22 protein-coding genes and 2 pseudogenes are annotated in these 22,151 nt (G+C 66.4%); 11 read left to right on the forward strand and 13 right to left on the reverse strand.

Going from position 1 to position 22,151, the window contains the following annotated elements; translation table 11 throughout:
• Positions 1-37: 37 nt before the first annotated feature.
• The 4 genes and pseudogenes from JZ791_RS11125 to JZ791_RS11140 form a co-directional block, all read right to left on the reverse strand.
• A complete protein-coding gene (locus tag JZ791_RS11125) occupies positions 38-514 on the reverse strand; it encodes a GNAT family N-acetyltransferase (RefSeq protein WP_216894148.1) in 477 nt (158 codons plus the stop codon).
• A complete protein-coding gene (locus JZ791_RS11130; RefSeq protein ID WP_254205536.1) occupies positions 511-1,125 on the reverse strand; it encodes an acid phosphatase in 615 nt (204 codons plus the stop codon). Before JZ791_RS11130 ends, JZ791_RS11125 begins: the two co-directional genes overlap by 4 nt.
• Positions 1,126-1,300: 175 nt before the next feature.
• Positions 1,301-1,588 carry a hypothetical protein gene (locus JZ791_RS11135; protein ID WP_254205537.1) on the reverse strand — a complete coding sequence of 96 codons (288 nt, stop codon included), beginning with the start codon at positions 1,586-1,588 and terminating at the stop codon, positions 1,301-1,303.
• A gap of 315 nt (positions 1,589-1,903) precedes the next feature.
• Positions 1,904-2,811, reverse strand: a pseudogene (locus tag JZ791_RS11140) (IS5 family transposase).
• 212 nt (positions 2,812-3,023) lie between these two features.
• Between JZ791_RS11140 and JZ791_RS44925 the strand changes: the two are divergent.
• Both JZ791_RS44925 and JZ791_RS44930 read left to right on the forward strand, forming a co-directional pair.
• Positions 3,024-3,524 (forward strand): annotated as a pseudogene (locus JZ791_RS44925) (Fic family protein); the annotation flags it as partial.
• Between the two features lie 9 nt (positions 3,525-3,533).
• Positions 3,534-4,070, forward strand: a complete 537-nt coding sequence (locus JZ791_RS44930; protein ID WP_254205538.1) for a Fic family protein — start codon at positions 3,534-3,536, stop codon at positions 4,068-4,070.
• Positions 4,071-4,714: 644 nt separating this feature from the next.
• Here JZ791_RS44930 and JZ791_RS11150 read toward each other — a convergent pair.
• Positions 4,715-5,368 carry a nucleotidyltransferase domain-containing protein gene (locus JZ791_RS11150; protein WP_216894151.1) on the reverse strand — a complete coding sequence of 218 codons (654 nt, stop codon included), beginning with the start codon at positions 5,366-5,368 and terminating at the stop codon, positions 4,715-4,717.
• 124 nt (positions 5,369-5,492) lie between these two features.
• Between JZ791_RS11150 and JZ791_RS11155 the strand changes: the two genes are divergently transcribed.
• A complete protein-coding gene (locus tag JZ791_RS11155) occupies positions 5,493-6,119 on the forward strand; it encodes a putative glycolipid-binding domain-containing protein (protein ID WP_216894152.1) in 627 nt (208 codons plus the stop codon).
• Positions 6,120-6,186: 67 nt separating this feature from the next.
• Here JZ791_RS11155 and JZ791_RS11160 read toward each other — a convergent pair whose 3' ends face one another.
• The 3 genes from JZ791_RS11160 to JZ791_RS11170 all read right to left on the reverse strand — a co-directional run bounded on the left by JZ791_RS11160 (position 6,187) and on the right by JZ791_RS11170 (position 7,374).
• The gene (locus JZ791_RS11160; protein WP_216894153.1) at positions 6,187-6,432 is read right to left on the reverse strand and encodes a Smr/MutS family protein; all 246 of its coding nucleotides are present in this window, start codon (positions 6,430-6,432) and stop codon (positions 6,187-6,189) included.
• An 81-nt stretch (positions 6,433-6,513) separates the two neighbouring features.
• The gene (locus JZ791_RS11165; RefSeq protein ID WP_216894154.1) at positions 6,514-6,777 is read right to left on the reverse strand and encodes a hypothetical protein; all 264 of its coding nucleotides are present in this window, start codon (positions 6,775-6,777) and stop codon (positions 6,514-6,516) included.
• A 171-nt stretch (positions 6,778-6,948) separates the two neighbouring features.
• Positions 6,949-7,374, reverse strand: a complete 426-nt coding sequence (locus JZ791_RS11170) for a MarR family winged helix-turn-helix transcriptional regulator (protein ID WP_216894155.1) — start codon at positions 7,372-7,374, stop codon at positions 6,949-6,951.
• 39 nt (positions 7,375-7,413) lie between these two features.
• Here JZ791_RS11170 and JZ791_RS11175 point away from each other — a divergent pair, with 39 nt between their 5' ends.
• Positions 7,414-8,088 (forward strand): class I SAM-dependent methyltransferase, encoded by a 675-nt coding sequence (locus JZ791_RS11175; protein WP_216894156.1) that lies wholly within the window; start codon positions 7,414-7,416, stop codon positions 8,086-8,088.
• A gap of 157 nt (positions 8,089-8,245) precedes the next feature.
• Here the strand turns inward: JZ791_RS11175 and JZ791_RS11180 are convergent, their stop codons facing one another.
• Entirely contained in the window at positions 8,246-9,469 is a 1,224-nt protein-coding gene (locus JZ791_RS11180) for an Rv3212 family protein (protein ID WP_216894157.1), read from the reverse strand.
• A 357-nt stretch (positions 9,470-9,826) separates the two neighbouring features.
• Positions 9,827-11,509 (reverse strand): DEAD/DEAH box helicase, encoded by a 1,683-nt coding sequence (locus JZ791_RS11185; protein WP_254205554.1) that lies wholly within the window; start codon positions 11,507-11,509, stop codon positions 9,827-9,829.
• A 590-nt stretch (positions 11,510-12,099) separates the two neighbouring features.
• Between JZ791_RS11185 and JZ791_RS11190 the strand changes: the two genes are divergently transcribed.
• Both JZ791_RS11190 and JZ791_RS11195 read left to right on the forward strand, forming a co-directional pair.
• Complete coding sequence (locus tag JZ791_RS11190) at positions 12,100-12,798, forward strand: ferritin-like fold-containing protein (RefSeq protein ID WP_216894159.1); 699 nt, start codon at positions 12,100-12,102, stop codon at positions 12,796-12,798.
• An 86-nt stretch (positions 12,799-12,884) separates the two neighbouring features.
• A complete protein-coding gene (locus JZ791_RS11195) occupies positions 12,885-13,112 on the forward strand; it encodes a DUF3107 domain-containing protein (RefSeq protein ID WP_216894160.1) in 228 nt (75 codons plus the stop codon).
• A gap of 126 nt (positions 13,113-13,238) precedes the next feature.
• On the opposite strand, the gene fasR is transcribed toward JZ791_RS11195, so the two are convergent.
• Positions 13,239-13,910 carry an HTH-type transcriptional activator FasR gene (gene fasR, locus JZ791_RS11200; protein ID WP_216894161.1) on the reverse strand — a complete coding sequence of 224 codons (672 nt, stop codon included), beginning with the start codon at positions 13,908-13,910 and terminating at the stop codon, positions 13,239-13,241.
• A gap of 292 nt (positions 13,911-14,202) precedes the next feature.
• Between fasR and JZ791_RS11205 the strand changes: the two genes are divergently transcribed.
• From JZ791_RS11205 to JZ791_RS11215, 3 genes are all read left to right on the forward strand, one after another.
• Positions 14,203-15,081, forward strand: coding sequence for a DUF3152 domain-containing protein (locus JZ791_RS11205; protein ID WP_308162883.1), 879 nt, complete (start codon positions 14,203-14,205; stop codon positions 15,079-15,081).
• An 86-nt stretch (positions 15,082-15,167) separates the two neighbouring features.
• Positions 15,168-16,352, forward strand: a complete 1,185-nt coding sequence (moeZ, locus tag JZ791_RS11210) for an adenylyltransferase/sulfurtransferase MoeZ (protein ID WP_216894163.1) — start codon at positions 15,168-15,170, stop codon at positions 16,350-16,352.
• A gap of 74 nt (positions 16,353-16,426) precedes the next feature.
• Positions 16,427-17,278 (forward strand): TIGR02569 family protein, encoded by an 852-nt coding sequence (locus tag JZ791_RS11215; protein WP_216894164.1) that lies wholly within the window; start codon positions 16,427-16,429, stop codon positions 17,276-17,278.
• 56 nt (positions 17,279-17,334) lie between these two features.
• Here the strand turns inward: JZ791_RS11215 and JZ791_RS11220 are convergent, their stop codons facing one another.
• Positions 17,335-18,795, reverse strand: a complete 1,461-nt coding sequence (locus JZ791_RS11220; protein WP_216894165.1) for an MFS transporter — start codon at positions 18,793-18,795, stop codon at positions 17,335-17,337.
• A 159-nt stretch (positions 18,796-18,954) separates the two neighbouring features.
• Positions 18,955-19,620: a FadR/GntR family transcriptional regulator gene (locus tag JZ791_RS11225; protein ID WP_216894166.1), complete on the reverse strand. Its 666-nt coding sequence runs from the start codon at positions 19,618-19,620 to the stop codon at positions 18,955-18,957.
• 71 nt (positions 19,621-19,691) lie between these two features.
• On the opposite strand from JZ791_RS11225, the gene JZ791_RS11230 reads away from it, so the two are divergent.
• Together JZ791_RS11230 and JZ791_RS11235 are read left to right on the forward strand one after the other, a co-directional pair.
• Positions 19,692-20,954 carry a CynX/NimT family MFS transporter gene (locus JZ791_RS11230; RefSeq protein WP_308162884.1) on the forward strand — a complete coding sequence of 421 codons (1,263 nt, stop codon included), beginning with the start codon at positions 19,692-19,694 and terminating at the stop codon, positions 20,952-20,954.
• Between the two features lie 314 nt (positions 20,955-21,268).
• A partial coding sequence (locus tag JZ791_RS11235) for an FAD-dependent oxidoreductase (RefSeq protein WP_254205558.1) occupies positions 21,269-22,151 on the forward strand: 883 nt, incomplete at its 3' end.

The raw sequence follows: 22,151 nt of genomic DNA on the forward strand, positions 1-22,151 counted from the left end.
AGGGGCCAAGCTCGATACTGCCAGGCTGAGCCGTGGTTCAATCTTGCGCCAGGGCGGTCAGGGCCTGTCCGGTGAGGCGAAACCCGGTCCACTCGTCCTGAGCCTCGGCGCCCAGCGCCTTGTAGAACTCGATCGAGGGTGTGTTCCAGTCCAGCACCGACCAGTCCACCCGGCGGTATCCTTTGGCGACGGCCTCACGTGCCAGCGCCGCGATCAGGGCCTTACCCAGCCCCAGGCCGCGAGCCTCCGGCTTGACGAACAGATCCTCGAGGTAGATCCCGTGCGTTCCGGTCCAGGTCGAATAATTGAGAAACCAGATCGCGCATCCCAGCACCTCACCACCCGAATCTCGTTGCGCCACATGGGCGAACAGCTTCGGCTCCGGGCAGAACAGGGCGGCGTGCAACTGCTCGTCGGTCAGTGTGCACTCGTGGCGAGCCTTCTCGTATTCCGCGAGGTCGTAGACCAGTCCTACCATCGCGGTCACGTCCTGCGGGGTAGCCCGCCGGATCATCGCCCCACTCCCGTGGGATCCGGAATCAGGTTGTGCGCCAGGATCGTTCGAGTCCCATGCTCATGCCCCAGCACGCTGATCCCCGCCGTCGACAGGAAAAACCGCCGCCCCTCCCGCGCCTCGAACTGCGCCCACCGAGCGATCAGAACCCGCGAAAAATGCCCGTGCCCCACCAACACCACATCCCGCACCTGCAACTCCGGCTCGACCTTCGACAGCACCCGATCCGCCCGCGCACCCACCTGCGCCGCCGACTCCCCGCCCGGCACCGGATCGGTGAACACGGTCCACCCCGGCGCGCTCTTCTGAATCTCCGGCGTGGTCAGCCCCTCATAGTCGCCGTAATCCCACTCCACGAGGTCCTCGTCGAGTTGAGCATCGTGCAACCCCGCCAACTCCGCCGTCCGCACGGCTCGCTGCTTAGGACTCACCAACACCAACGGATCCGCCAACCCCAACGCGGCGATCTCCGGCCCGGCGGCCCGAGCCTGTTCCTCCCCGGCCGCCGTCAGCGCAATATCCGTCCGCCCCGTGTGCTTGTGATCCCGAGACCACTCGGTCTCCCCATGTCGTAGCAGCACCAGCCGGAAGTCCTTCGCGGAACCACTCATGGGGTCGATCATGCCGGATCGGATATTCGCCGCAGCCCGCGCCCGGTCATCGTGCGGTCCGGACGCGTACCGCCGCCGTGGATTCACCGCAGTCGACACCGATCGGCGCTCACCAGCACGATGCCGGACTGCGGTGCATCACTCGTTCTACTACGGGTCTAGACGGTCGAGCGTGTTACCACTGGTGGCAGCGCTGATCGGAGTGGCCCCACTGGTCACCGTGGTCGTTGTGCCAGTAACCCCAACGGTCGCAATGCCAATCGTTGTGATGCGGATCGGCGGGGTCCCACCGGCCGTCGTGGTTGTAGCCGTACCACGGATGCGGCCCCCGCGGCGGCGGAGGCGGCGGCTGGTTCGGCCCGGACGCCGAACCCTGCTGGTGTGCAGGCATGATCGCCTGAGCGCTCGCCGCTCCCGCAACGGAGCCGGTCAGCAGCGCAGCCGCGGCCACCGCGACAAACATTCGACCGATTGTCTTGCGTTTCACCATGTTCCCTTCCAGTCGTTCGATCCAGCAGCCACTTGGCCAGCCGACGCATGATGCTAACTACGCAAGGCCAGGCTCGCCCGCATTCGGCGAAATACCCAGGTCTCGTGCGGTTACGGATCTTATATTTCGGCTGCTTTACCTACCGGCGGCCGGCTGCGGCGACTAGACCAACTATTCACCGCAGAATCTGCGGTGAATAGTTGGTATGATCACCGCATGACGGGTGGCTATCGCAGGTACATCTGGCAGGACGAGCATTGGCCCGGCCTGACGTACGATGCTGAACGCCTAGGCCGTGTTTAAGAAGTGGCCCGTGCCGAGCCAGATGTTGATGGCAGCGATGTGGACGGTAGCCAGGTAGCGGACGGCGAGTTTGTCGTATCGGGTGGCCACGGCACGGTGTTGTTTGAGCTGATTGATGCCGCATTCGACGGCGTGGCGCTGCTTGTAGGTCTCAGTATCGAATCCTGGTGGCCGCCCGCCTCGGGTTCCTCGTCGACGTCGGTGGGCGAGTTGGTCGGCCGGGATGGCGATCGTGGATTTGATGCCCCGCCGCCGCAGGTAGTCGCGGTTGGCGCGGGAACTGTAGGCCTTGTCGGCCAGGACCCGGTCCGGTCGCGTGCGGGTCTGCCCGGTCGCGAATCGGGGGACCCTGATCTCGTCGAGCACGGCGGTGAACTGTGGACTATCACCCCACTGGCCGGGAGTGATCAACAGCGCCAACGGTTTACGGCCCTGCTCGCACGCCACGTGCAATTTCGTGCCCCAGCCGCCCCGGGAGCGGCCCAAGCCGTGATCGGCCGGCTCGACAAGGTCCCCGCCGGGTGCCTGGACCTGCAGATCCCCCTTTTACGCGCACCAGCAGCGTGCTGGTGGGCGCGGGCGATCGTGGAGTCCACGCTGACCTCCCAGGCAATGTCGCCGGCGGCCTCGGCGCAGATCTGCAACGCAGACAGGATCGCTGCCCACACCCCGGCGCGCTGCCAGGACCGGAACAACCCGTACACCGACTGCCAGGGCCCATACTGCTCGGGCACATCCCGCCATGGCGCACCGACCCGTGTCCGCCAACGGATCCCGTCGATGAGCTGCCGTTTCATCCACTTCGGCGGGCGCCCGGACTTCTTACCGACAGGCAGAAGCGGCTCGATCGCCGCCCACTGCTCATCGGTGAGGTCCGCACGCCTCGCAGCCACTACCCTGGTCACGAGGTCTCCGGTATTCGGTTCGTCTTGGTAAACAAACCAACTACCGGAGACCTCGCCCATCTCCCAGCAGCGACACACCAAACCCAAACGCCTACAAGCAATCAGACATCGATCGTGCTGACATCAACTCACTTCTTAAACACGGCCTAGCCGACTCGATCGCTGAGGTCGCCCGCCGGCAGGGGCATCTGCTCGGCAGGCTGGCCGACACCGACGATTCCGTACAGCAGCAGGCCAGCCTGGCAGCTCTCACCGCCGACGTGGTCAAGACGAGTGAGATCGAGGGCGAACTGCTCGATGTCGCATCGGTCCGTTCTTCCATCGCGCGCCATCTGGGCGTGGACATCGGTGCGATCGTGCCCGCCGATCGGCATGTGGATGGCGTGGTGGAGATGGTTCTCGACGCGACCGTCCACCATGATCAGCCGGTCACCGCCGAACGACTCTTCGGTTGGCATGCCGGGCTCTTCCCGACGGGATACTCCGGCATCGCGCGTGTTCGTATAGGCGGTTGGCGAACCGATGCCACCGGCCCGATGCAGGTGATATCCGGGCCCTACGGCAAACAGCGAGTGCACTTCGAGGCGCCGCCCAGCGCTCGGCTCGACACCGAAATGCGTCGGTTTCTGGATTGGTTCAACGAGGACCCCACCACGCCCGCGATCATCAAGGCCGGCTTGGCTCATCTATGGTTCGTAACCATCCACCCCTTGGACGATGGCAACGGCCGTATCGCCCGAGCCCTCGGCGACCTGTGGCTGGCTCGCGCTGATCGCAGTTCCCAACGCTTCTACAGTCTTTCGGCACAGATCCAGCGGGAACGCGCCGCCTACTACTCGATCCTGGAGCGCACGCAAAAAAGCTCGCTGGACGTGACCGAATGGCTGCTCTGGTTCCTGGGCGCATTACAGCGCGCAATCGACCACGCCGATTCAACCGTCGACACGGTCCTCGCGAAAGCCCGTTTCTGGCGACGCTGGGCACAAACAGCGATGAACCCACGCCAGATAACCGTGCTCAACCGTCTCTTGGACGGGTTCGACGGCAAGCTCACGACTCGCAAATGGTCCATCCTCGCGAAATGCTCGCAAGACACGGCACTGCGCGATATCAACGATCTGGTCGAACTCGGCGCGCTGCGACGATCGGATTCCGGTGGGCGCAGCACATCCTACGAACTCGGCGGCCACGCACTTCTTACGGCTGGTTTCACCACGGCCGACGGAGACTCTGCCTCGCAGCCCTGATGTCGTGCTGCGAGGCAGAGTCCGTCACATCCGGTGCGGTATCACCATGGGCGGCAGCGGCCGTCGGGGCGGCCGTACCCGTCGTCATGCCCGTTGTGCCAGTAACCCCACCGGTCACAGTGCCAATCGTTGTGATACGGATCGCCGGGATCCCACCGTCCGTCGTGATCGTGGCCCCACCATTGGTGTGGCCCGGGTGGCGGAGGCGGCGGCCTCCACCACCCGCCCGAACCTGGTGGCGGCTGCTGATGCGTGAGGGGGAGTGCCGTGGCGCTCGCCGTCCCCGCATACGACGCGGTCATCAGTCCAACTGCGGCCGCTGCGGCGAATAGGCGGCCGATCGTCTTCCTCTTCACCATGGTTCCTTCCGGTCATCTAGCTAGCAACCATCTGGTTTACCTCTGGATTGACATATTTATGCTGGTAAACCAGCCTGTCTTGCGTTTTCCTGACCTTTGAAGAAGGTACACAGCATACCTTGAAGCGGCCCCTGCCGGAGGACACCCGTGCTTTTGCGGTGGCGATCGCACGGCTCCAGGCCGACCCGCGTACCTGGACTACGTGCCGAACCATCACCGATTCCTCGGCGACGTGTGACGAGTGCGGGCGACGAGGACGAGGGGCCGGCGGCTCCGGTGTATGCGTCAGCTGATGTAGGACTCCCATTCGTGTCCGGGGTGGTGCGTCCGAAGGTAGGTGGTGACGGTATTACGTTGCTTCTGATCCAGTGTCGGCCAAGTTTTTTCGAGGTCTCGGCGGTCCTTTGGGCGGCCCTGTTTCGCCTTGAACATGAGGACGATTTCGGGGTTGAGGTAGCGGATGCCGTCTTCGGTCGTCCAGGTGACTTCGGTTAGTGGGGCCGTGTGGGATTCGTCGCGGCGGTTGATCCAGGCGGTGGGGGTGCCCGGGTTGAGCAGGACGTCCAGAAGCCAAGGGGCGGTTGCTGATTCGCGTAGCCAGACTTGGGTTGCGCCGTCCAGGAGGGTGGTGTGGGTGGCGTTGAGGGGGCGCAGGGCGCCGTCGGCGGCGGACCAGATGTGGAGGCGGTGGGATGCGGCGCGTTGGAGAGCGGGGAGGTCGGTTCGGAAGATGGCTACGTCGAGGTCGTCGTGGGGGCGGTGGGTGTTGGTGTGGGCATCGAGGGCCCAGCCGCCGGCTATCCACCAGGGGGCGGGGAACTCGCCCAGGAGAGCGGTTACGTCGGTGGGGGTGACAGTTGCCCAGGGGCCGTAGAGGCGTTGGAATTCGGTTTCGTCAGGGTTCGAGGGATGTTGGGACGGAAAGGAATTCGGCATCATTGCGGTGATTGTCCTCGGAGGTGGGCAGTATTGGAGGAGTGCCTTGCCGGAAGGGTTCTCGAGGTGGGCCGCCGGGTGACGGGATAGACATTGTGCGACAACGGTATTGAAAGGGGTGATGGCTGTGGGTGTCGAGCGGTTTGCGGTGTGGGAGGTCGAGGAGACGGCGGGATTCGAGGCGGCGTGGGTGTGGATCGATGGGCTTCGGGTGCGGGCCGACGGGAGTGTGGCGGGGCAGTTGCCCGAGCCCTATCGGTTGTCGTATCTGCTGGAGACCGACGATCGGGCGGCCACCGTCCGGCTCGAGGTCGTCTGCACTACCGCTGACGCGCAGCGCAGGGTGGCGCTACGGCGTGACGGGGACGGGTGGACCGTCGACGGGGTGGCCCGACCGGATTTGGCGGAGGCGCTGGACTGCGATCTGGCGTGTTCGCCGATGACCAACACGATGCCGGTACTGCGGCACGGACTGCATCAGGGCGTGGGGCAGGAACGGTTCACGATGGCGTTCGTGGAGGTGCCGAGCCTGCGGGTGGTGGCCTCGGCGCAGCAGTACACGCATCTCGGGGCGGCGGACGGTGGTGTGCGGGTGCGGTATGCGTCGGGCTCGTTCACCAGTGATCTGCTCTTCGACTCCGACGGGCTGGTGCTCGAGTATCCGATGCTGGGGCGGCGGGTTCCGGCTACCGAATCGGTGACCGGGCGGGAGCGTTCGGCGGGAGCCGGGTCGGTGCGGCCGGGCTCGCTGTGAGGCGTGGGCTCGGGCGCCTGCCGGTGTTCAGGGGCAGCTCACCGACGCTGTTCCTCGGCGAGAACACCTAGCCGAAGTGCACGAGTATCCGGCCGGGGTTGCTGGGGTCGATCTCGCGGCGGGCGTAGAGCTTTTTGACGTGGCCCTGGTCGAGGAAGCGCAGGACGCGGGTTTGGAGTTTGCCGGAGCCTTTGCCGGGGATGATGGCGGCGACCTGTGCGCCGCCGGCGGCGGCGGAGATCAGGAAGGTTCGCATGGCCTGGTCGATATCGCGATTGCTTCGAAAGATCGGGTGCAGATCCAGACTCAGCACTCTCGGCTCCATTTCCGGCTCTCGGTGGGTGGCCCGGTCGGCATCGACCGGGCCACCTATCACATCACCAGGGCTGCTGGATTACCACCCGCGGCAGCGGAAATCCCGGTGACCCCACCAATCGTGCTGATCGTTGTGCCAGAAGCCGTGCCGGTCACAGCGCCAGTCCTGGTGCCAGGGATCGTGCGGGTCGTGCCGACCGGGGTTGTTGAACCCGCCCCAGCCGCCGTCCTGGTGGGCGGGCGCCGAGTAGACGGGTGCGGCGCTGGCGGTGCCGATCATGGGGCCGGCGATCATGGCGCCGGCCGCGAGGGCGACGATCGATGCGGACAGTTTCCTCTTCATGACGTTCTCTCCGATATTGAGGGGTCCCCGACCTCGCAATACATTTCACGCCCGTGCAATGAAAGAATCAACAGTCTCGAGCAGACGCACAGGAGACTCGCGGTCAACTGGTATTCGTTTGATGCAAAATAACGAATTCCCAGTGTTCTCGAATGATTCCGACCTGTCCGTCTATCCCACAGCGGCGAGCAGGCGACGGAATTCGCGGCGGTCCTGATCGCTGAGGTTGGCCAGGACCCGGGATTCGGCGGCCAGCACCATGGGATCGGCCCGCCCGAGCAAGGCTGTGCCCGCGGTGGTGAGGGTAATGGGCAGGGATCTACCGGAGGGCACGGTGGCGGGGCGGGTGACCAGGCCGCGGTTCTGGAGTTCGCGGATCACCTTGTTCATGGCCTGGGGGGAGACAGTGACGTCGCGCGCCAGCTGGGCGTTGGATTTGCCAGGGAATTCCCCGATGACCCGCAGGCAGAGATATTCGGGGAAGCTCAGCTCCAGAGGACCGAGGACGGTCGCGCCCACCTCGGCACGTAGCGCCGCGGCCACCCGGTACAGAAGGTAGCCGAGCGGTTTGTCCTCTAGTCCTGCCATGTCAACCATATTGACATATATCAACCAGGTTGACATACAATCGGCTACATGACGAACCCTGCCGACCCAGCAATGTTCGAATCCGCCTACCGCGGCGAAATGCCCGAGATGGGGTCGGGCGTCCGGCCCCCGTGGAGCATCGGGGAGCCGCAACCCGAGATCGCCGCACTCATCGCCGAGGGCAAATTCCACGGCGAGATCCTCGACGCCGGCTGTGGCGAGGCCGCCACCTCGCTCTACCTGGCCGAACGGGGCTTCACGACCGTCGGTCTTGACCAGTCGTCCACCGCGATCGAACTCGCCCGGGCCGCGGCCGCCGCCCGCGGTCTGTCCGGCGCCGGCTTCGAGGTCGCCGATATCAGCTCGTTCACCGGCTACGACGGCCGGTTCGGGACCATCGTCGACAGCACCCTGTTCCACTCGATGCCCGTCGAGCTGCGCAAGGGATATCAGGAGTCGATCGTGCGCGCGGCCGCGCCCGGCGCGTCCTATTTCGTGCTGGTCTTCGATCGAGCCTTTGCGCTGCCGCCGGAGATCAACGCCGTCAGCGAGGACGAGCTGCGCGAGGCTGTCGGCGCGTACTGGGCCATTGATGACATCCGTCCGGCCCGCATCCACGCCAATATCCCTGATGGCGCCCAGCAGCTGTTCCCCGACCTGCGCGACGAGGGTGACGGTCGCAAATCCGCGGCCGCCTGGCTGTTGCAGGCGCACCTGGCCTGATCGGCTGCTGAATTCGCTACGGCTACAACACTGTTCAACGCCTGTCCGGTGTGCGGTCCCTTTGACCGCATTGCTGGGCAGGCGTTGTGCTGTGTCCGCGACGCACTACGGAGAACCCCGGCCGCACTGAGGATCACGCCGCACTGGGGATCACCGCTCAGGACTGCCCGAGGGCATGCAGCTGACCGCCCCGCTGCTCCAGAATCGTATTGCCGACCACGCCGAGGGAGATCGGCTCGTTGTGATAGTCGCTGCGCTGCAAGGGAATCACGGTGGTCTGGGCGCCGGTGGTGGGGCTGATCGCCGCGATGCCTCCCGTGACCGGGACCAGGATCTGGTCGGCCATCAGAGCGGGGGAGCCCAGGACGTTGGGGACGGCCCACAGAATGTCGAATGTGCTGGCGTTCAAGGCGATCAGGCTGTCGCCGGTGAAGACCAAGTCGGCCGAACCGATGCGCGTGGTGGTCATGGCCGGGGCCACCGGACCGTTGAGGGGGTTCTCGGCGAGCGCGTTCGCGTTCGTGTCGTAGATCTCGAACTTCGGTGGGCCGGTGGGCGTTCCGGGGAGGTAGAGCGCGACGCGGTTGTCCGACACCCCGATCAGGCGCGCGCCGTCGGCACTCGCACCGGCCTCGGTCAGCACGTGGGAGCCGTACTCCTCGGGGATGGTGGCGTCCTTGGGCGCGGGGTTCACCACCGACAACCTGTCGGCGCCCTCGCCCGGGCAGTGCTCGAGCACCGCGACGCGGCTGCTGCTGGAGACCGAGGACAGCAGTGTGCAGCCCGTGCGCGGCTGGGTCTTGGGATTGACCGGCGCGTCCACATAGCCGTATTCCAGCGTGCGCACCAGATCCGAGCGCCACACCTCGAGCCTGTCCGGCCCCTGGGCCAGGAAGTAGGTGCCGTCCCCGGACAGCGTCAGCTGACGGTCCATATAGCTGCTGCGCTCGGCCTTGCGCGCACCGCTCTCGCCCGACAGCATCGTGGTCTGGCTACAGCCGCGCTGATCGCGATAGGTGCCTATGACCATGCCGTACTGTGCCTCCACCCCGCACAGCGGCATATCGCGCTGATACTTCCACACCACGGCGCCCGTCGTGGGGTTGCGACCGGCGACCGTGCCGCCGTCACCCGTGACCGCGACCCCGGCGGAGGTCAACGCACGCCGGGCGGCTCCGTCGGGCGCGTGCCACAGCTCCCGCAGAGATGTGGGCAGTTGTTCGGCGGGCACGGCCTGGGGGACCGGATGGGTGGCAGGCTCGGAGGTCGTGCCCCGCGCATCGCTGATCGACCACACGACGACTATCGCGATCACCACGAAGATGGCGATAGCGAGGGCGGCATAGAGGTCGGCGCGCGTGCGGCGCTCGGGTGCGAGCACGTCAGCGAGAGTAGCGGTTGGGTTCCAGCGTTGTCTCGTCGGCATCCCGAGTCGCTCGAGCGGGTTGTCGCCTTGGCATGCTGATAGGTGCAGTCTCCAGCCTCGGATGCTGACCGACCGTACACCTCTACGGAAAGGAACTGGCGCGTGCTTGCGTAGGCGGGCAGGTGCCGGGATTCTCGTCGGCATCCCGAGTCGCCCGAGCAGGTTGTCGCCTTGGCGCGCTGATAGGTGAAGTCTCCGAGTGGGTTGCCGGCGTGGATGCTGCCGGCCGGAGTCCTGGGCCCAGGACTCCGGCCGGCAGCGCAGCTCTACGGAAAGGAGATGCGATCACACCTACTCGGGAGGTGTGGTCGATCAGGCCGATGCGCTGATGGGCGCGTCGGTATCGACGGTGGGCTTGCGGCGCCGACGGCGTCGGCGGGCGGGCCTGTCTGCCGCCTCGTCCGCGGTGTCGGTGTCGTTGTCGGTCGGCTCCGAATCGCCGGAGTCCGATGTCACGTCGCCGGGCTCCGCGGCCGAATCCTCGTCGCGGCCATTCGAATCCGAGGGGCGACGACGACGCCGACGACGGCGAGCCGGTTTATCATCGGCAGTGTCCGGCGAATCCGTCTCGGCCGTAACCGATTGCGTGACATCGTCATCCGAATCGGTTGCGGTATCGGTGGTTTCACCATCGACCGGCTGACCGCTTCGGGTGCGGCGACGGTTGCGCTTGCGCGGGGAGCGCGGTTCGCGTTCCACCACAACGGCATCCTCGTCGCGCTGGGCCACCTTGCGGTGCAGCGTGCCCGCCACGCCCTCCGGGATGCCCAGCTCCGCATACAGGTGCGGTGAGCGGGAATACGTCTCCACCGGCTCCGGGATGCCCAGGCCGAGCGCGGAATTGATAGCGGCCCAACGGTTCAGCTCGTCCCAGTCGACCAGGGTGACCGCCACGCCGGTGCGGCCCGCGCGGCCGGTGCGGCCGATGCGGTGCACGTAGGTCTTCTCGTCCTCGGGGCACTGGTAGTTGACGACGTGGGTGACGTCGTCGATATCGATGCCGCGGGCAGCCACGTCGGTGGCGACCAGCACGTCGATCTTGCCCTTGCGGAACTTGTCCAGGGCCTTCTCGCGCTGCACCTGTCCCAGATCGCCGTGCACGGCCCCGACGGCGAAGCCGCGCTCGGCCAGATCGTCGGCGACCTTCTGCGCGGTGCGCTTGGTGCGCGTGAAAACCATGGTGGCGCCGCGAGTCTCGGCCTGCAGGATGCGCGCGACCAGCTCGCTCTTGTCCAGCGCGTGTGCGCGGTAGACGAACTGCGCGGTGAGGTCGTGCACCGCCGAATCGTGCGGTTCCTCGGCCCGGATGTGCGTGGGCTTGTGCAGGAACGTGCGCGCCAGGGTGATGATCGGGCCCGGCATGGTCGCGGAGAACAGCATCGTCTGGCGCTTGTCGGGCACCATGGTCAGGATGCGCTCGATATCGGGCAGGAAGCCCAGATCGAGCATCTCGTCGGCCTCGTCGAGCACCAGCACGCCGACCTTGCCCAGGATCAGATGCTGCTGTTCGGCCAGATCCAGCAGGCGGCCCGGGGTGCCGACGACCACATCGACGCCGGAGCGCAGCGCCGCGATCTGGGATTCGTAGGGCCGGCCGCCGTAGATCGAGGCCACCTTCAACGAGCCCTGATGATTGGTCAGATGTTTGCCCGCATTTTCCAGGTCCTGGGTGACCTGGATGCATAACTCGCGGGTCGGCACGATGATCAGCGCCCGCGGCGTACCGTCCAGCGGCGTGGTGCCCGAATCGGTGGTGGAAATGCGCTGCAGCAGCGGCACGCCGAATCCGAAGGTTTTACCCATACCGGTGCGTGCCTGGCCGATCAGATCCTCGCCGGCCAGCGCGAGCGGCAGGGTGAGCTCTTGAATCGCGAAGGTGCGTTCGATTCCGATCTCGCCGAGCGCGCGGACGATTTCCTCGCGAACGCCCAATTCGGCGAATGTCGGGGCCTTATGTGTGGGGTCGAGTTCCGCTGTCAGCAGCGTGTCGGTCAACCCGGGTTCTGGTTCCACAGTGAGCTTGCTCAGGTGCTTGCCTTCCTCGCGTATCGCATCGTCGCGCGCACGAGGTGTGGGGCGGGCCCGCTGGCCCGCGACGACCACATATCCGACGGTGTTTCCACCTCGGCCGCTGCGGGATGCCGGTGACGGCATCAACCTGGCGCGGCGCATCGGTGTTGCGGATCTGGTGCGCGCACATTTTCCATTTGGGCGGCGGCGCCTCCGGTCGGTCACGAGACCGGGTGATCGGTCTGTGTCACGAGCCGGATTTTCCGTTGCCCAAGCAGATTGTAGCGTGATATCTTCCGCCGTCCGATTTCTACCGCCAAAAATGCCAAACGGCCGTTGCGGCGGGCTCGGTTCAGGGTTTATTCTGCGCCTCCGGCGTGTGGTGCGGCACAGGAAGATTCACCGAGTGGTCCACGTCGCACGACTGCCGGGCCCGGGTCCGGGAGTGGGGTATCACACAGTGCCGGTGTGCTCCGCGACACGCCCCGGGGTCGGGCGCGCCGTCCAGCGCGGATTCGCGACGATCGGGCATGACCTGTCGGCGGCCCGGCGATACCCCTATTAGGGTGTATGGCATGGGAGTAAACCCGCCTGCCGCGCTGGACGTTTCATCCGATTCCGCCGATCGTATCCCCGCCGACCATCCCGGCGTCACCGATCTGTTCGCCGTGCTCGCCTACGGTGAGATCTCGGCGTTCTACCGCCTGGCCGAGGAGGCGAAGCTGTCGCCGACGCTGCGGGGCAAGGTGGCCGTCGCGACCATGGCCGCCGCCGAGATGGGCCACTTCGAGACGTTGAACGGCGCGCTGGCGCGGCAGGGGGTCGATGTCTTCGACGCGATGGCGCCGTTCGTGCGCGCACTGGACGCCTACCACGACTCGACCGACCCCTCGACCTGGCTCGAGTCGATGGTCAAGTTCTACGTGGGCGACGGTATCGCCGCCGACTTCTACACCGTGCTGGCCAACGCGCTCGCGCCCGAGGTGGCCACGGTCGTGCGCGATGTGCTCGCCGAGACCGACCATTCGCAGTTCGTCGTCGAGGAGGTGCGCGGCGCGGTCGCCGACAGCCGCTCGCAGCGCGACCGGCTCACCCTGTGGGGCCGGCGGCTGCTGGGCGAGGCGATCACCCAGGCGCAGTGGGTGATGGCGCAGCGCGATTCGCTGACCGAACTGGTGCTGCAGGCCACCGGGGACCTGAACGGCGTGGCGGCGTTGTTCGAGCACATGCAGAACAGCCACGCCGAGCGGATGCGGGTCCTCGGCCTGGGGTAATCCGTTTCGCTGACAGCGTTATCGACGCCCGCTCGTCCTGCATTAGCCTTGTGCGGAACAGCACCAAGGACTCTAGGAGGTTGGCCGTGGAGGTCAAGATCGGTATCTCGGATAGCCCGCGCGAACTCGTGATCACGAGTTCGCAGACCCAGGAAGAGGTCGAGAAGCTGGTGTCCGGTGCGTTGGGTGGCAAAGAGGCCGTGATCTCTCTGACCGACGAGAAGGGCCGCAAGTACCTGATCCAGGCCGCCAAGATCTCCTACATCGAGATCGGCACCGCCGCTGCGGGCCGCGTGGGTTTCGCCGCGGTCTAAGCACAGAAAAACGAATCCGGGTCCTGGCGAGAACGCCGGGACCCGGATCTATTGTCAAGCCATCTATCGCTGATCCGCTGCCGACCGCCGCTCGCCAAGCGGCTCTCGCGGTGCCAGCTTGTCGGCTTAAGACGCGGAGTGGCGGGCAGCCGGCACGTGCTTGAGGCCGCCCCAGCACAGCTGGACGGTCGTGTCCACGGCCTCTTCCTTCGGGATCGGGCGGTCGGCCTCGAGCCAGTAGCGGGCGGTGATCTGGCTGGCGCCGACCAGCCCGACGGCCAGGATGCGTGCGCGGTAGGGGTCCAGCCCGGAGTCGTGGGCGACCAGGTCGAAGACCGCGTCCACGCAGGCCTCGGTGGCCTGCTCGACGCGGCGCTGCACCTGCGGCTCGCTGGTCAGATCGGATTCGAAGACCAGGCGGAAGCCCTGGGTCTCGTGATCGACGAAGTCGAAGTAGGCGGCCACCGCGGCGCGCACGCGCTGCCTGTTGTCGGTGGTCGAGCGCAGGGCCTGGCGCACACTGGAGACCAGAGCGTCGATGTAGTTCTGCAGGACCGCGAGATACAGTTCCAGTTTGCTCGAAAAGTGCTGGTAGAGCACGGGTTTGGACACGCCGGCGCACTGCGAGATCTCGTCCATGCCTGCCGCGTGATAGCCGCGTAGCACGAACACCTCGCTGGCCGCCGCGAGTAGCTGCGCCCGTCGGGCGTCGCGGGGCAGACGGGTTCCACGCTTGTTCGGCGTCATGGTCTCGGACGACAGTCTCGACGACGTCATCCGGTCCACGAGGTCAGTCATTTCGGCTCTCCCAATCGATTCCCGGCGGGAAAAGGTGTGCACGGGTATCCCACGAACGATACTCGCCCGCGTCCCGCGATGCCGATCCCGGTAGTTATTGGCAGCTCGTCAGTAGCTGGCCGTCATAAGCAATCTCGCACAAGGATGTGAAAAACCGCAACCGTTTCCGCTAAGTCGGCTAACTGTGACGTAGTCGGGTCGGTCGATGCTGCTGTATAGCTGCCGCGGTTGTGAGAGTCTGAAGGTTGTGACCGACCGGCGGGACGGATCATCCAAGGACGACGCATTCGGCATCGCGGGCGTCCGGTACCTGCGCCGACTGGCCCGTTTGCTGGGCAGCTACGGCTGGCGGGCATACGCACTGCCCTTGCTGACGGTCGTCACGGTGCTGGTGATCGTGGACGCCGTCAAGGGGGGTGGCGAGTCCCCTATCGCCGCCGTGCCAGGCCTGGGCAGACTGAGCCCGCACTCGAAATCCGGTGGCATCATCGGCGCACCCCCTCGCGGTGACGGCGCGTTCGCTGCCGGTCTGCCGACCGGCGCACTGCCCGACGGCGGTTCGTTCACCGAGGCCGGCGCCGGTCACTGGCATATCGTGCCCGGTACGTCGGCGCAGGTCGGCACGGGCAAGGGCCATCCGTTCACCTATACGGTCGAGATCGAGGACGGGGTGGGCACCTCCGGATTCGGCGGCGACGACGCGGTCGCGCACATGGTCGACGCCACCCTGGCCAATCCCAAGAGCTGGACCCACGATCGTGATTTCGGCTTCCGCCGCATCGATTCCGGCACTCCCGACTTCCGGGTCTCGCTGACCTCGCGCAAGACCACCGAGACGTCCTGCGGCTTCGAGATTCCGATCGACTCCTCGTGCTTCAACGCCGACCTCGGCCGCGTGGTGCTCTCGGAGGTGCGATGGGTGCGTGGGGCGGTGGCCTTCGACGGCGATATCGGCTCGTACCGGCAGTACCAGATCAATCACGAGGTGGGCCACGCCATCGGCTACCACCAGCATCAGCCGTGCGAGACCGACGGTGGGCTGGCTCCGGTGATGATGCAGCAGACCTTCGGCACCCACAACGACGACATCGCCGCCCTGGATCCGCAGGGTGTGGTGCCGAAGGACGGGAAGCGGTGCCGCTTCAACCCGTGGCCGTACCCCCGGGGCTGAGATGGCACGATGGGCATGGGAAGAACGATCCGGTTCGCGGCGTTGAAGGACTGAGATGCTGCGAATTCGATGAAGGAGTCCAGGACGTGTCATCACCGAAGCCCCTGCCGCCATTGGTCGAACCGGCCGGCGAGCTGAGCCGGGAGGAGGTCGCCCGGTACAGCCGCCACCTGATCATTCCCGATGTGGGCGTGGACGGGCAGAAACGCCTGCGCAACGCCAAGGTGCTGGTGATCGGCGCGGGCGGGCTGGGCTCCCCGGCGCTGTTGTACCTGGCCGCGGCCGGTGTCGGCACGCTGGGCATCGTGGAATTCGACGAGGTGGACTCCTCCAACCTGCAGCGGCAGGTCATCCACGGCGAATCCGATATCGGGCGCAGCAAGGCCGACAGCGCGCGCGATTCGATCCTGGAGATCAACTCCGGCACCAACGTTGTGCTGCACAAGTTCCGGCTCGACAACGACAACGCGGTCGAACTGTTCCGCCAGTACGACCTCATCGTCGACGGCACCGACAACTTCGCCACCCGCTACCTGGTGAACGACGCGGCGGTGCTGGCGGGCAAGCCCTACGTCTGGGGCTCGATCTACCGGTTCGAGGGCCAGGCGTCGGTGTTCTGGGAGGACGCCCCCGACGGTCGCGGCATCAACTACCGCGACCTGTACCCCGAGGCGCCGCCGCCGGGCATGGTCCCCTCGTGCGCCGAGGGCGGCGTGCTGGGCGTGCTGTGCGCCTCGATCGGCTCGATCATGGTGACGGAGGCGATCAAGCTGATCACCGGCATCGGCGAGCCGTTGCTGGGCCGGCTGATGGTGTACGACGCACTGGACATGAACTACCGCACCATCAAGCTGCGCCGCGATCCGGAGCGTCAGCCGATCACCGAACTGATCGACTACGACGCGTTCTGCGGCGTGGTGTCCGAGGAGGGGCAGGCCGCGGCCGCCGGTTCCACGATCACCGCGCGCGAGCTCAAGGACATGCTCGACGCCGGTAAGGATGTCGCGATCATCGATGTGCGCGAGCCCGTCGAATGGGACATCGTGCGCATCGAGGGCGCGACGCTGATCCCCAAGGACCAGATCCTGTCCGGTGCGGCCCTGGCCGAACTGCCGCAGAACCGTCCAATCGTGCTGCACTGCAAGACAGGTGTGCGCTCGGCCGAGGCCCTGGCCGCGCTGAAGCAGGCCGGATTCTCCGACGCCACCCACCTGCAGGGCGGAATCATCGCCTGGGCCAAGCAGATCGACCCGTCGCTGCCGGTCTACTGACGCCCACCATGCGCCGCGCCTTTGTTCGGCGCGGCGCATGCGCCCGAATTGCCGGTCGGGGGTAGCGTGCGGTCGTGACTTCTGTGGAACCTCCCGAGCATGTGCGGGCCACATTCGGTCTTCGCGAAGTGACACCGCTCCCGCTCAACGACTGGGACGGCGGGTGGCGGTGCGGTGACGTGGTGCTGTCCCCGGTCGCCGACCACGCACGCGCGGCCTGGTCGGCGAAGGTGCGCGAGGCGCTGAAGGTGGACGGGCTGCGGCTGGCCCGGCCGGTGCGCGCGACCGACGGACGCTACGTCGTGTCCGGTTGGCGCGCGGACACATTCCTGGAGGGCGCCCCCGAACCCCGGCACGACGAGGTGGTCTCGGTCTCGCTGCGGCTGCATGAGGCGACCGCGGCATTGGAGCGGCCGCGTTTCCTTGTGCAGCAACCCATCGCGCCGTGGATGGACGTGGACGTCTTCGTCGCCGCGGATCGCGCCGCGTGGGAGCCGGTGCCGCTGCGCAGCCTCAAGGCCGGTGGCATGCAGCCGGTCACCTCGCTGGACGGGCAGCACAGCCTGAAACTGCTCACGCAGCTGTCGACCCTGCGCAAACCGATCAAGACCCCGCCGCAGCTGGTGCACGGGGATCTGTTCGGCACGGTGCTGTTCTCCGCCGCGGACACCCCCGGACTCACCGATCTCACCCCCTACTGGCGGCCCGGACCCTGGGCCGCCGGGGTGATCGTGGTCGACGCGCTGTCCTGGGGCGGGGCCGACGAGGGACTGCTGGAACGCTGGTCGGACCTGCCGGAATGGTGGCAGATGGTATTGCGGGCGGTCATGTTCAGGCTCGCCGTGCACGCCCTGCATCCCCGCTCTACGCCGGAAGCCTTTCCGGGGCTGGCACATACGGCCGACATGGTCCGGTTGTCGCTGTGACGCGACGGCCCCCGCCCCGCGAGAAGCGGGAGGGGGCCGTGAATCGCGGTGTGCCGCTACACGTTCGCGTGTGCCAGCGAGGGTATCCGCTCGACCGCGAACGCCGAACGCAGATAGAACCACCAGGTGACCCCGCCCAGCACCAGGAAGATTCCGGTGTACAGCCACATCGCGGGGGCCATGCCGTGGTAGTGGACATTGGATTCGCGCAGCACCTGCTGCAACAGCCAACCGCCCGATCCGCCGAACGCGCCGACCACGCCGATCGCCGCGCCCGCCTGGCGCTTGGCCGCGGCGGCGGCCGCCGCGGGATCCCGGCCCGCTTCGGCGGCACGGCGTGCGGCCTCGGCGCGGAAGATCGACGGGATCATCCGATAGGCAGAACCGTTGCCGATGCCGCTGAGCAGGAACAGCAGCAGGAATGCGATCAGATACAGCGGAAAGCTCTTCGCCGACAGGCCGATGATTGTCAGCACCGTCGCCACCGCCATGCCGACGAAGACGTACAGCGTGATCCGCGCGCCGGTCAATCGGTCGGCGATCCATCCGCCGAACGGACGGCTCAGCGATCCAAGGAACGCGCCGAGGAACGCCAGATTGCCCAGCGTGCTCATCCAGCCGATCTTGGCCAGCTCCGGGAAATTCGATTTGATCAGCGTCGGGAAGGCGAACGAGAATCCGATGAACGAGCCGAAGGTGCCGATGTACAGCAGCGACATGATCCAGGTGTGCCGGTTGGTCAGGGCGAGCCGATAGGAGCTGCCGTCGGCCTTGGCGGTGGTGATCGAATCCATATAGCGCAGCGCACCGAACATCGCGACCAGAATGAACGGCACCCATACCAGCACCGACAGGGTGATGCCGAATCGGTATCCGCCCGGATTCTTGGCCATGATGTGAGTGCCGAGGGTGATGATCAGCGGGACGAAAAGCTGAGTCTGGGCCACGCCCATATTGCCGCCCGCTGCGTTGATGCCGAGCGCGGCGCCCTTTTTCCCCTCGGGGTAGAAGAAGTTGATATTCGCCATCGACGAGGAGAAATTGCCGCCGCCGAATCCGGCCAGCGCGGCCAGCAGCATGAATACCCAGAACGGCGTGCCCGGCTGGTTGATGAAATACGCCAGCAACAGCGTCGGGATCAGCAGCATGCCCGCGCTGAATACGGTGAAGTTCCGGCCGCCGAATTTTGGAATCGCGAACGTATAGGGAATACGCAGGACCGAACCGACCAGAGTGGGCGTCGAGGTCAGCAGCAGCGAATTGCTCACGGCCGCCGGACCGGTCATGTAATGGAATCCGGCCGAGCCCATGGCGGTGACCACGCTGGCCCACAGCACCCAGACACTGAATCCGAGATTCTCGGAGAACACCGACATGGCCAGGTTCTTACCCGCGGTTTGTCTGCCGCCGTTGTCCCAGAAGGTTTCGTTGTCGGGCTCCCAGTGGTCCAGCCAGCGACCTCGGCGCTGATAGCCGAAGGTGGCCGGACTGGTCGGAGCCAGGGCGTCGGTGGTCATGGGATTCCTCTCGAGCGTCACTCGCGGATGCTCCGGCGCGGTGCGTATGCCGGATTGATCGCTGTGGTCCGACTTACCGTAGGAATCGGGTGTTACGTGCGTGTGGCATGAGCGCCACTTCTAGCTCACCCGTGCCCGGGTGGCGTGGTGAGGTGCGTGTCAGCGGCCCGAATATTCGGAGATGAGCGAGCTCAGCAGGCAATTCGCCACGCGCGCGGCATGCTCCGGGTCGCCCTGGATCACCGCATCCACCAGTTCGGCGTGCTGATCGTGATAGGTGTTGGCGGCTTGGGCCGTACGGCTGCGGATCCCCTGTTCGATCACCGGAAGCAGGGAGTCGTAGAACTCGAGGTACACCGGATTGTGGCTGGCGACGACGATCGCGCGGTGCAGTTGCACATCGGCGTGGATGGCGGCGTCATCGGTGTTCGGCCGCTGGCGGTACTCCTCCAGATGCTGCCGCAGGGAATCGATGTCGGCGGCGTCGCGGCGCTGGGCGGCCAGCCGCGCGGCGTGCGTGTCCAGGGCCTGCCGTAGTTCGAGGACGTCCCGCTCGACCGCGTCGGCGAAGTACTTCGTCAGCGCGCCACCCAGATCGGAATCGGCGGTGACGTAGGTGCCCGAACCCTGGCGGCGTTCGAGCATGCCCGCGTGAACCAGTGCCTGCACCGCCTCCCTGACGGTGTTGCGGCCGGTGCCGGTGAGCTCGGTCAGCTCCGGCTCGGTGGGAATGCGGGAGCCGACGGGCCAGCGGCCGGAACGGATTTCGGTACGCAGCTGCTCGGTCACCTGGGCGATGAGGCTGGTCCGCCGGACTTGTTGCACAGGCAACAGCGTACCCCTGCGATATTCCATTGCCTCCCATCATCCGGTCATCCTATGATTTTCCGGTGAGTGTGGAAGCTCCTGTGTATACGGAATTCGATCTGCGTCGTTCCCTGGTCGAGGGGCGACTGCTGGTACTGGCCGCGATCGTCCTGTCGGCGTTCACCCTGCGCCTCGCCGTGACGGCGTTCTCCCCGTTGGCCGATCGGATCGGGGCCGATCTCGGCTATTCGACGGCCGTGGTCGGGCTGTTCGGCATGATCCCGACCGCGATGTTCGCCGCCGGGGGCGTACTCAGCCCGATCCTGACGCGGTGGATCGGGCTGGAGCGGACCGCGCTGGTCGCGATGCTGGCGGCGGGGGTGGGGCAGGCCGTGCGGGCGGTCGTCCCGTCGACCTGGGAGCTGCTGGTGTGCTCCGCGCTGGCGCTGGCCGGGATGGGTATCGGCAACGTCGTCATTCCGCCGCTGGTGAAGCGGTACTTCTCCGATCGGCTCGCGGTGCTCAGCGCGCTGTACATCACGGTGGTGCAGGCGGGCACCGTGCTGCCCGCGCTCATCGCGGTGCCGCTGGCGGACGCGCACGGCTGGCGGGTCTCGATCGGGATATGGGCGGTGGCGGCATTCGTGGCCACGCTGCCGTGGTTCGGGGTGCTGCGCGGCCGTCGAGGCCGGGACGTGGTCGATCGGACGGCACTGCCGCAGCGGGACGGGCAGGGCGGCGGTCGGGCGTGGCGCTCGCCGGTGGCCTGGGGTATGGCCGGGATGTTCGGGATGACCTCGCTGATCTCGTATTCGATGTTCACCTGGCTGCCCAAGGTGCTGCGTGACGCGGGGGCCAGCGCGACCTTCGGCGGCGCCATGCTCGGGGTCTTCGCCTTGATCGGGTTGTTGGTCGCGCTGGTCGCGCCGAACCTGACCGCGCGGATGCGTAATCCGTTCCCGCTCGTGATCGGTTGTGCCGTCTGCTATTTCGTCGCCTTCGCCGGGCTGGTGCTGGCTCCGATGGCCGCGCCGCTGCTGTGGGTGCTGCTGCTGGGGCTGGGGCCGAGCACCTTTCCGATGGCGCTCACGCTGGTGAATCTGCGCAGCCGGACGGCGGCCGGTTCGGCCGCGCTGTCCGGGTTCTCCCAGGGGGTCGGCTATCTGGCGGCGTGCCTGGGGCCGCTGCTGTTCGGGGTGCTGCACACCTGGACGGGCGGCTGGGGTGCGGCCTTCATGTTCGAGGGTGTGGCGGTGGTCCTGATGGTGGCTGGGGCATGGTCGGCGTGTAAGCCGCGGATGCTGGAGGACACCTGGGCCGATAATTTCACCGTTCGAGTTGACCGGCGGTGAGGTTTTGCCCAGAATATCGTCGACGGTCCTCGGATGTGGCCCAGAACACTGTGTTTCGGCGCCTCACCGGACTTCTTTCGCGATGATCGACCGTTTGTCATTCACGGCAACAGTCGTGTCATCTGGATGAAACAATCGCACGGTTCTCACCCGAAGATCGGGACATGCGTGAGCATCCGTTGATTCGACGGACATTTCGCGCAGCATTCGCGCAATACCGGTTTTCTACGGTGGGGTCATCCGAATTCAGGAGGTCCCCAGTGAGTACGCCGAGCATTCCCGCCCAGCGCACCGTTGTGGTGGTCGGCCACGGCATGGTCGGTCACCGCTTCGTGGAGGCGCTGCGGGCGCGTGACACCGAGAACCTGTGGCATGTCGTGGTGCTGAGCGAGGAATCGCGGGCGGCTTACGACCGTGTCGGGCTCTCGTCGTACGTGGGGGCGTGGGACGCCGCCGCGCTGGCGCTGCCGGGTAACGACTACGCCGGTGACGATCTGGTGGACGTGCGCCTGGGCGTGCGGGCCGAGACGATCGACCGCGGCGCCCGCAAGGTGTTCACCTCCGATGGCGAGGCGATCGCCTATGACGCGGTGGTGCTGGCGACCGGTTCGTATCCGTTCGTGCCACCGGTGCCCGGGCATGACCGGCCGGAATGCTTCGTCTACCGCACCATCGACGATCTGGACGGCATCCGCGCCGCCGCGCAGGCGGCCGGTCCCGGGGCGGTCGGCGTCGTGGTCGGCGGTGGCCTGCTGGGTCTCGAGGCGGCGAATGCGTTGCGCCTCATGGGAATGACCCCGCACGTGGTCGAGTTCGCGCCGCGGCTGATGCCGGCGCAGATCGACGAGGGTGGCGCCGCCATCCTGGAAAAGCTGGTCACCGATCTGGGCCTGCATGTGCACACCGGGGTGGGCACGTCGGCCATCGAATCCGCCGAGGACGGTGCGGGAGTACGGGTTTCGCTGTCCGACGAATCGGTCATCGATGCCTCGCTGGTGGTGTTCTCCGCCGGTGTGCGTCCGCGTGATCAGGTGGCGCGCGACGCCGGGTTGCAGGTCGGTCCGCGTGGCGGTGTGATCACCGATCTCGGTTTGCGGACCAGCGATCCCGATATTTACGCCGTGGGTGAGGTCGCAGCGGTGGAGGGGACCTGTTACGGCCTGGTCGCACCCGGTTACACCACCGCCGAGGTCGTCG

The sequence above is a fragment of the Nocardia alni genome (assembly GCF_019038435.1).
Taxonomy (GTDB): domain Bacteria; phylum Actinomycetota; class Actinomycetes; order Mycobacteriales; family Mycobacteriaceae; genus Nocardia; species Nocardia alni.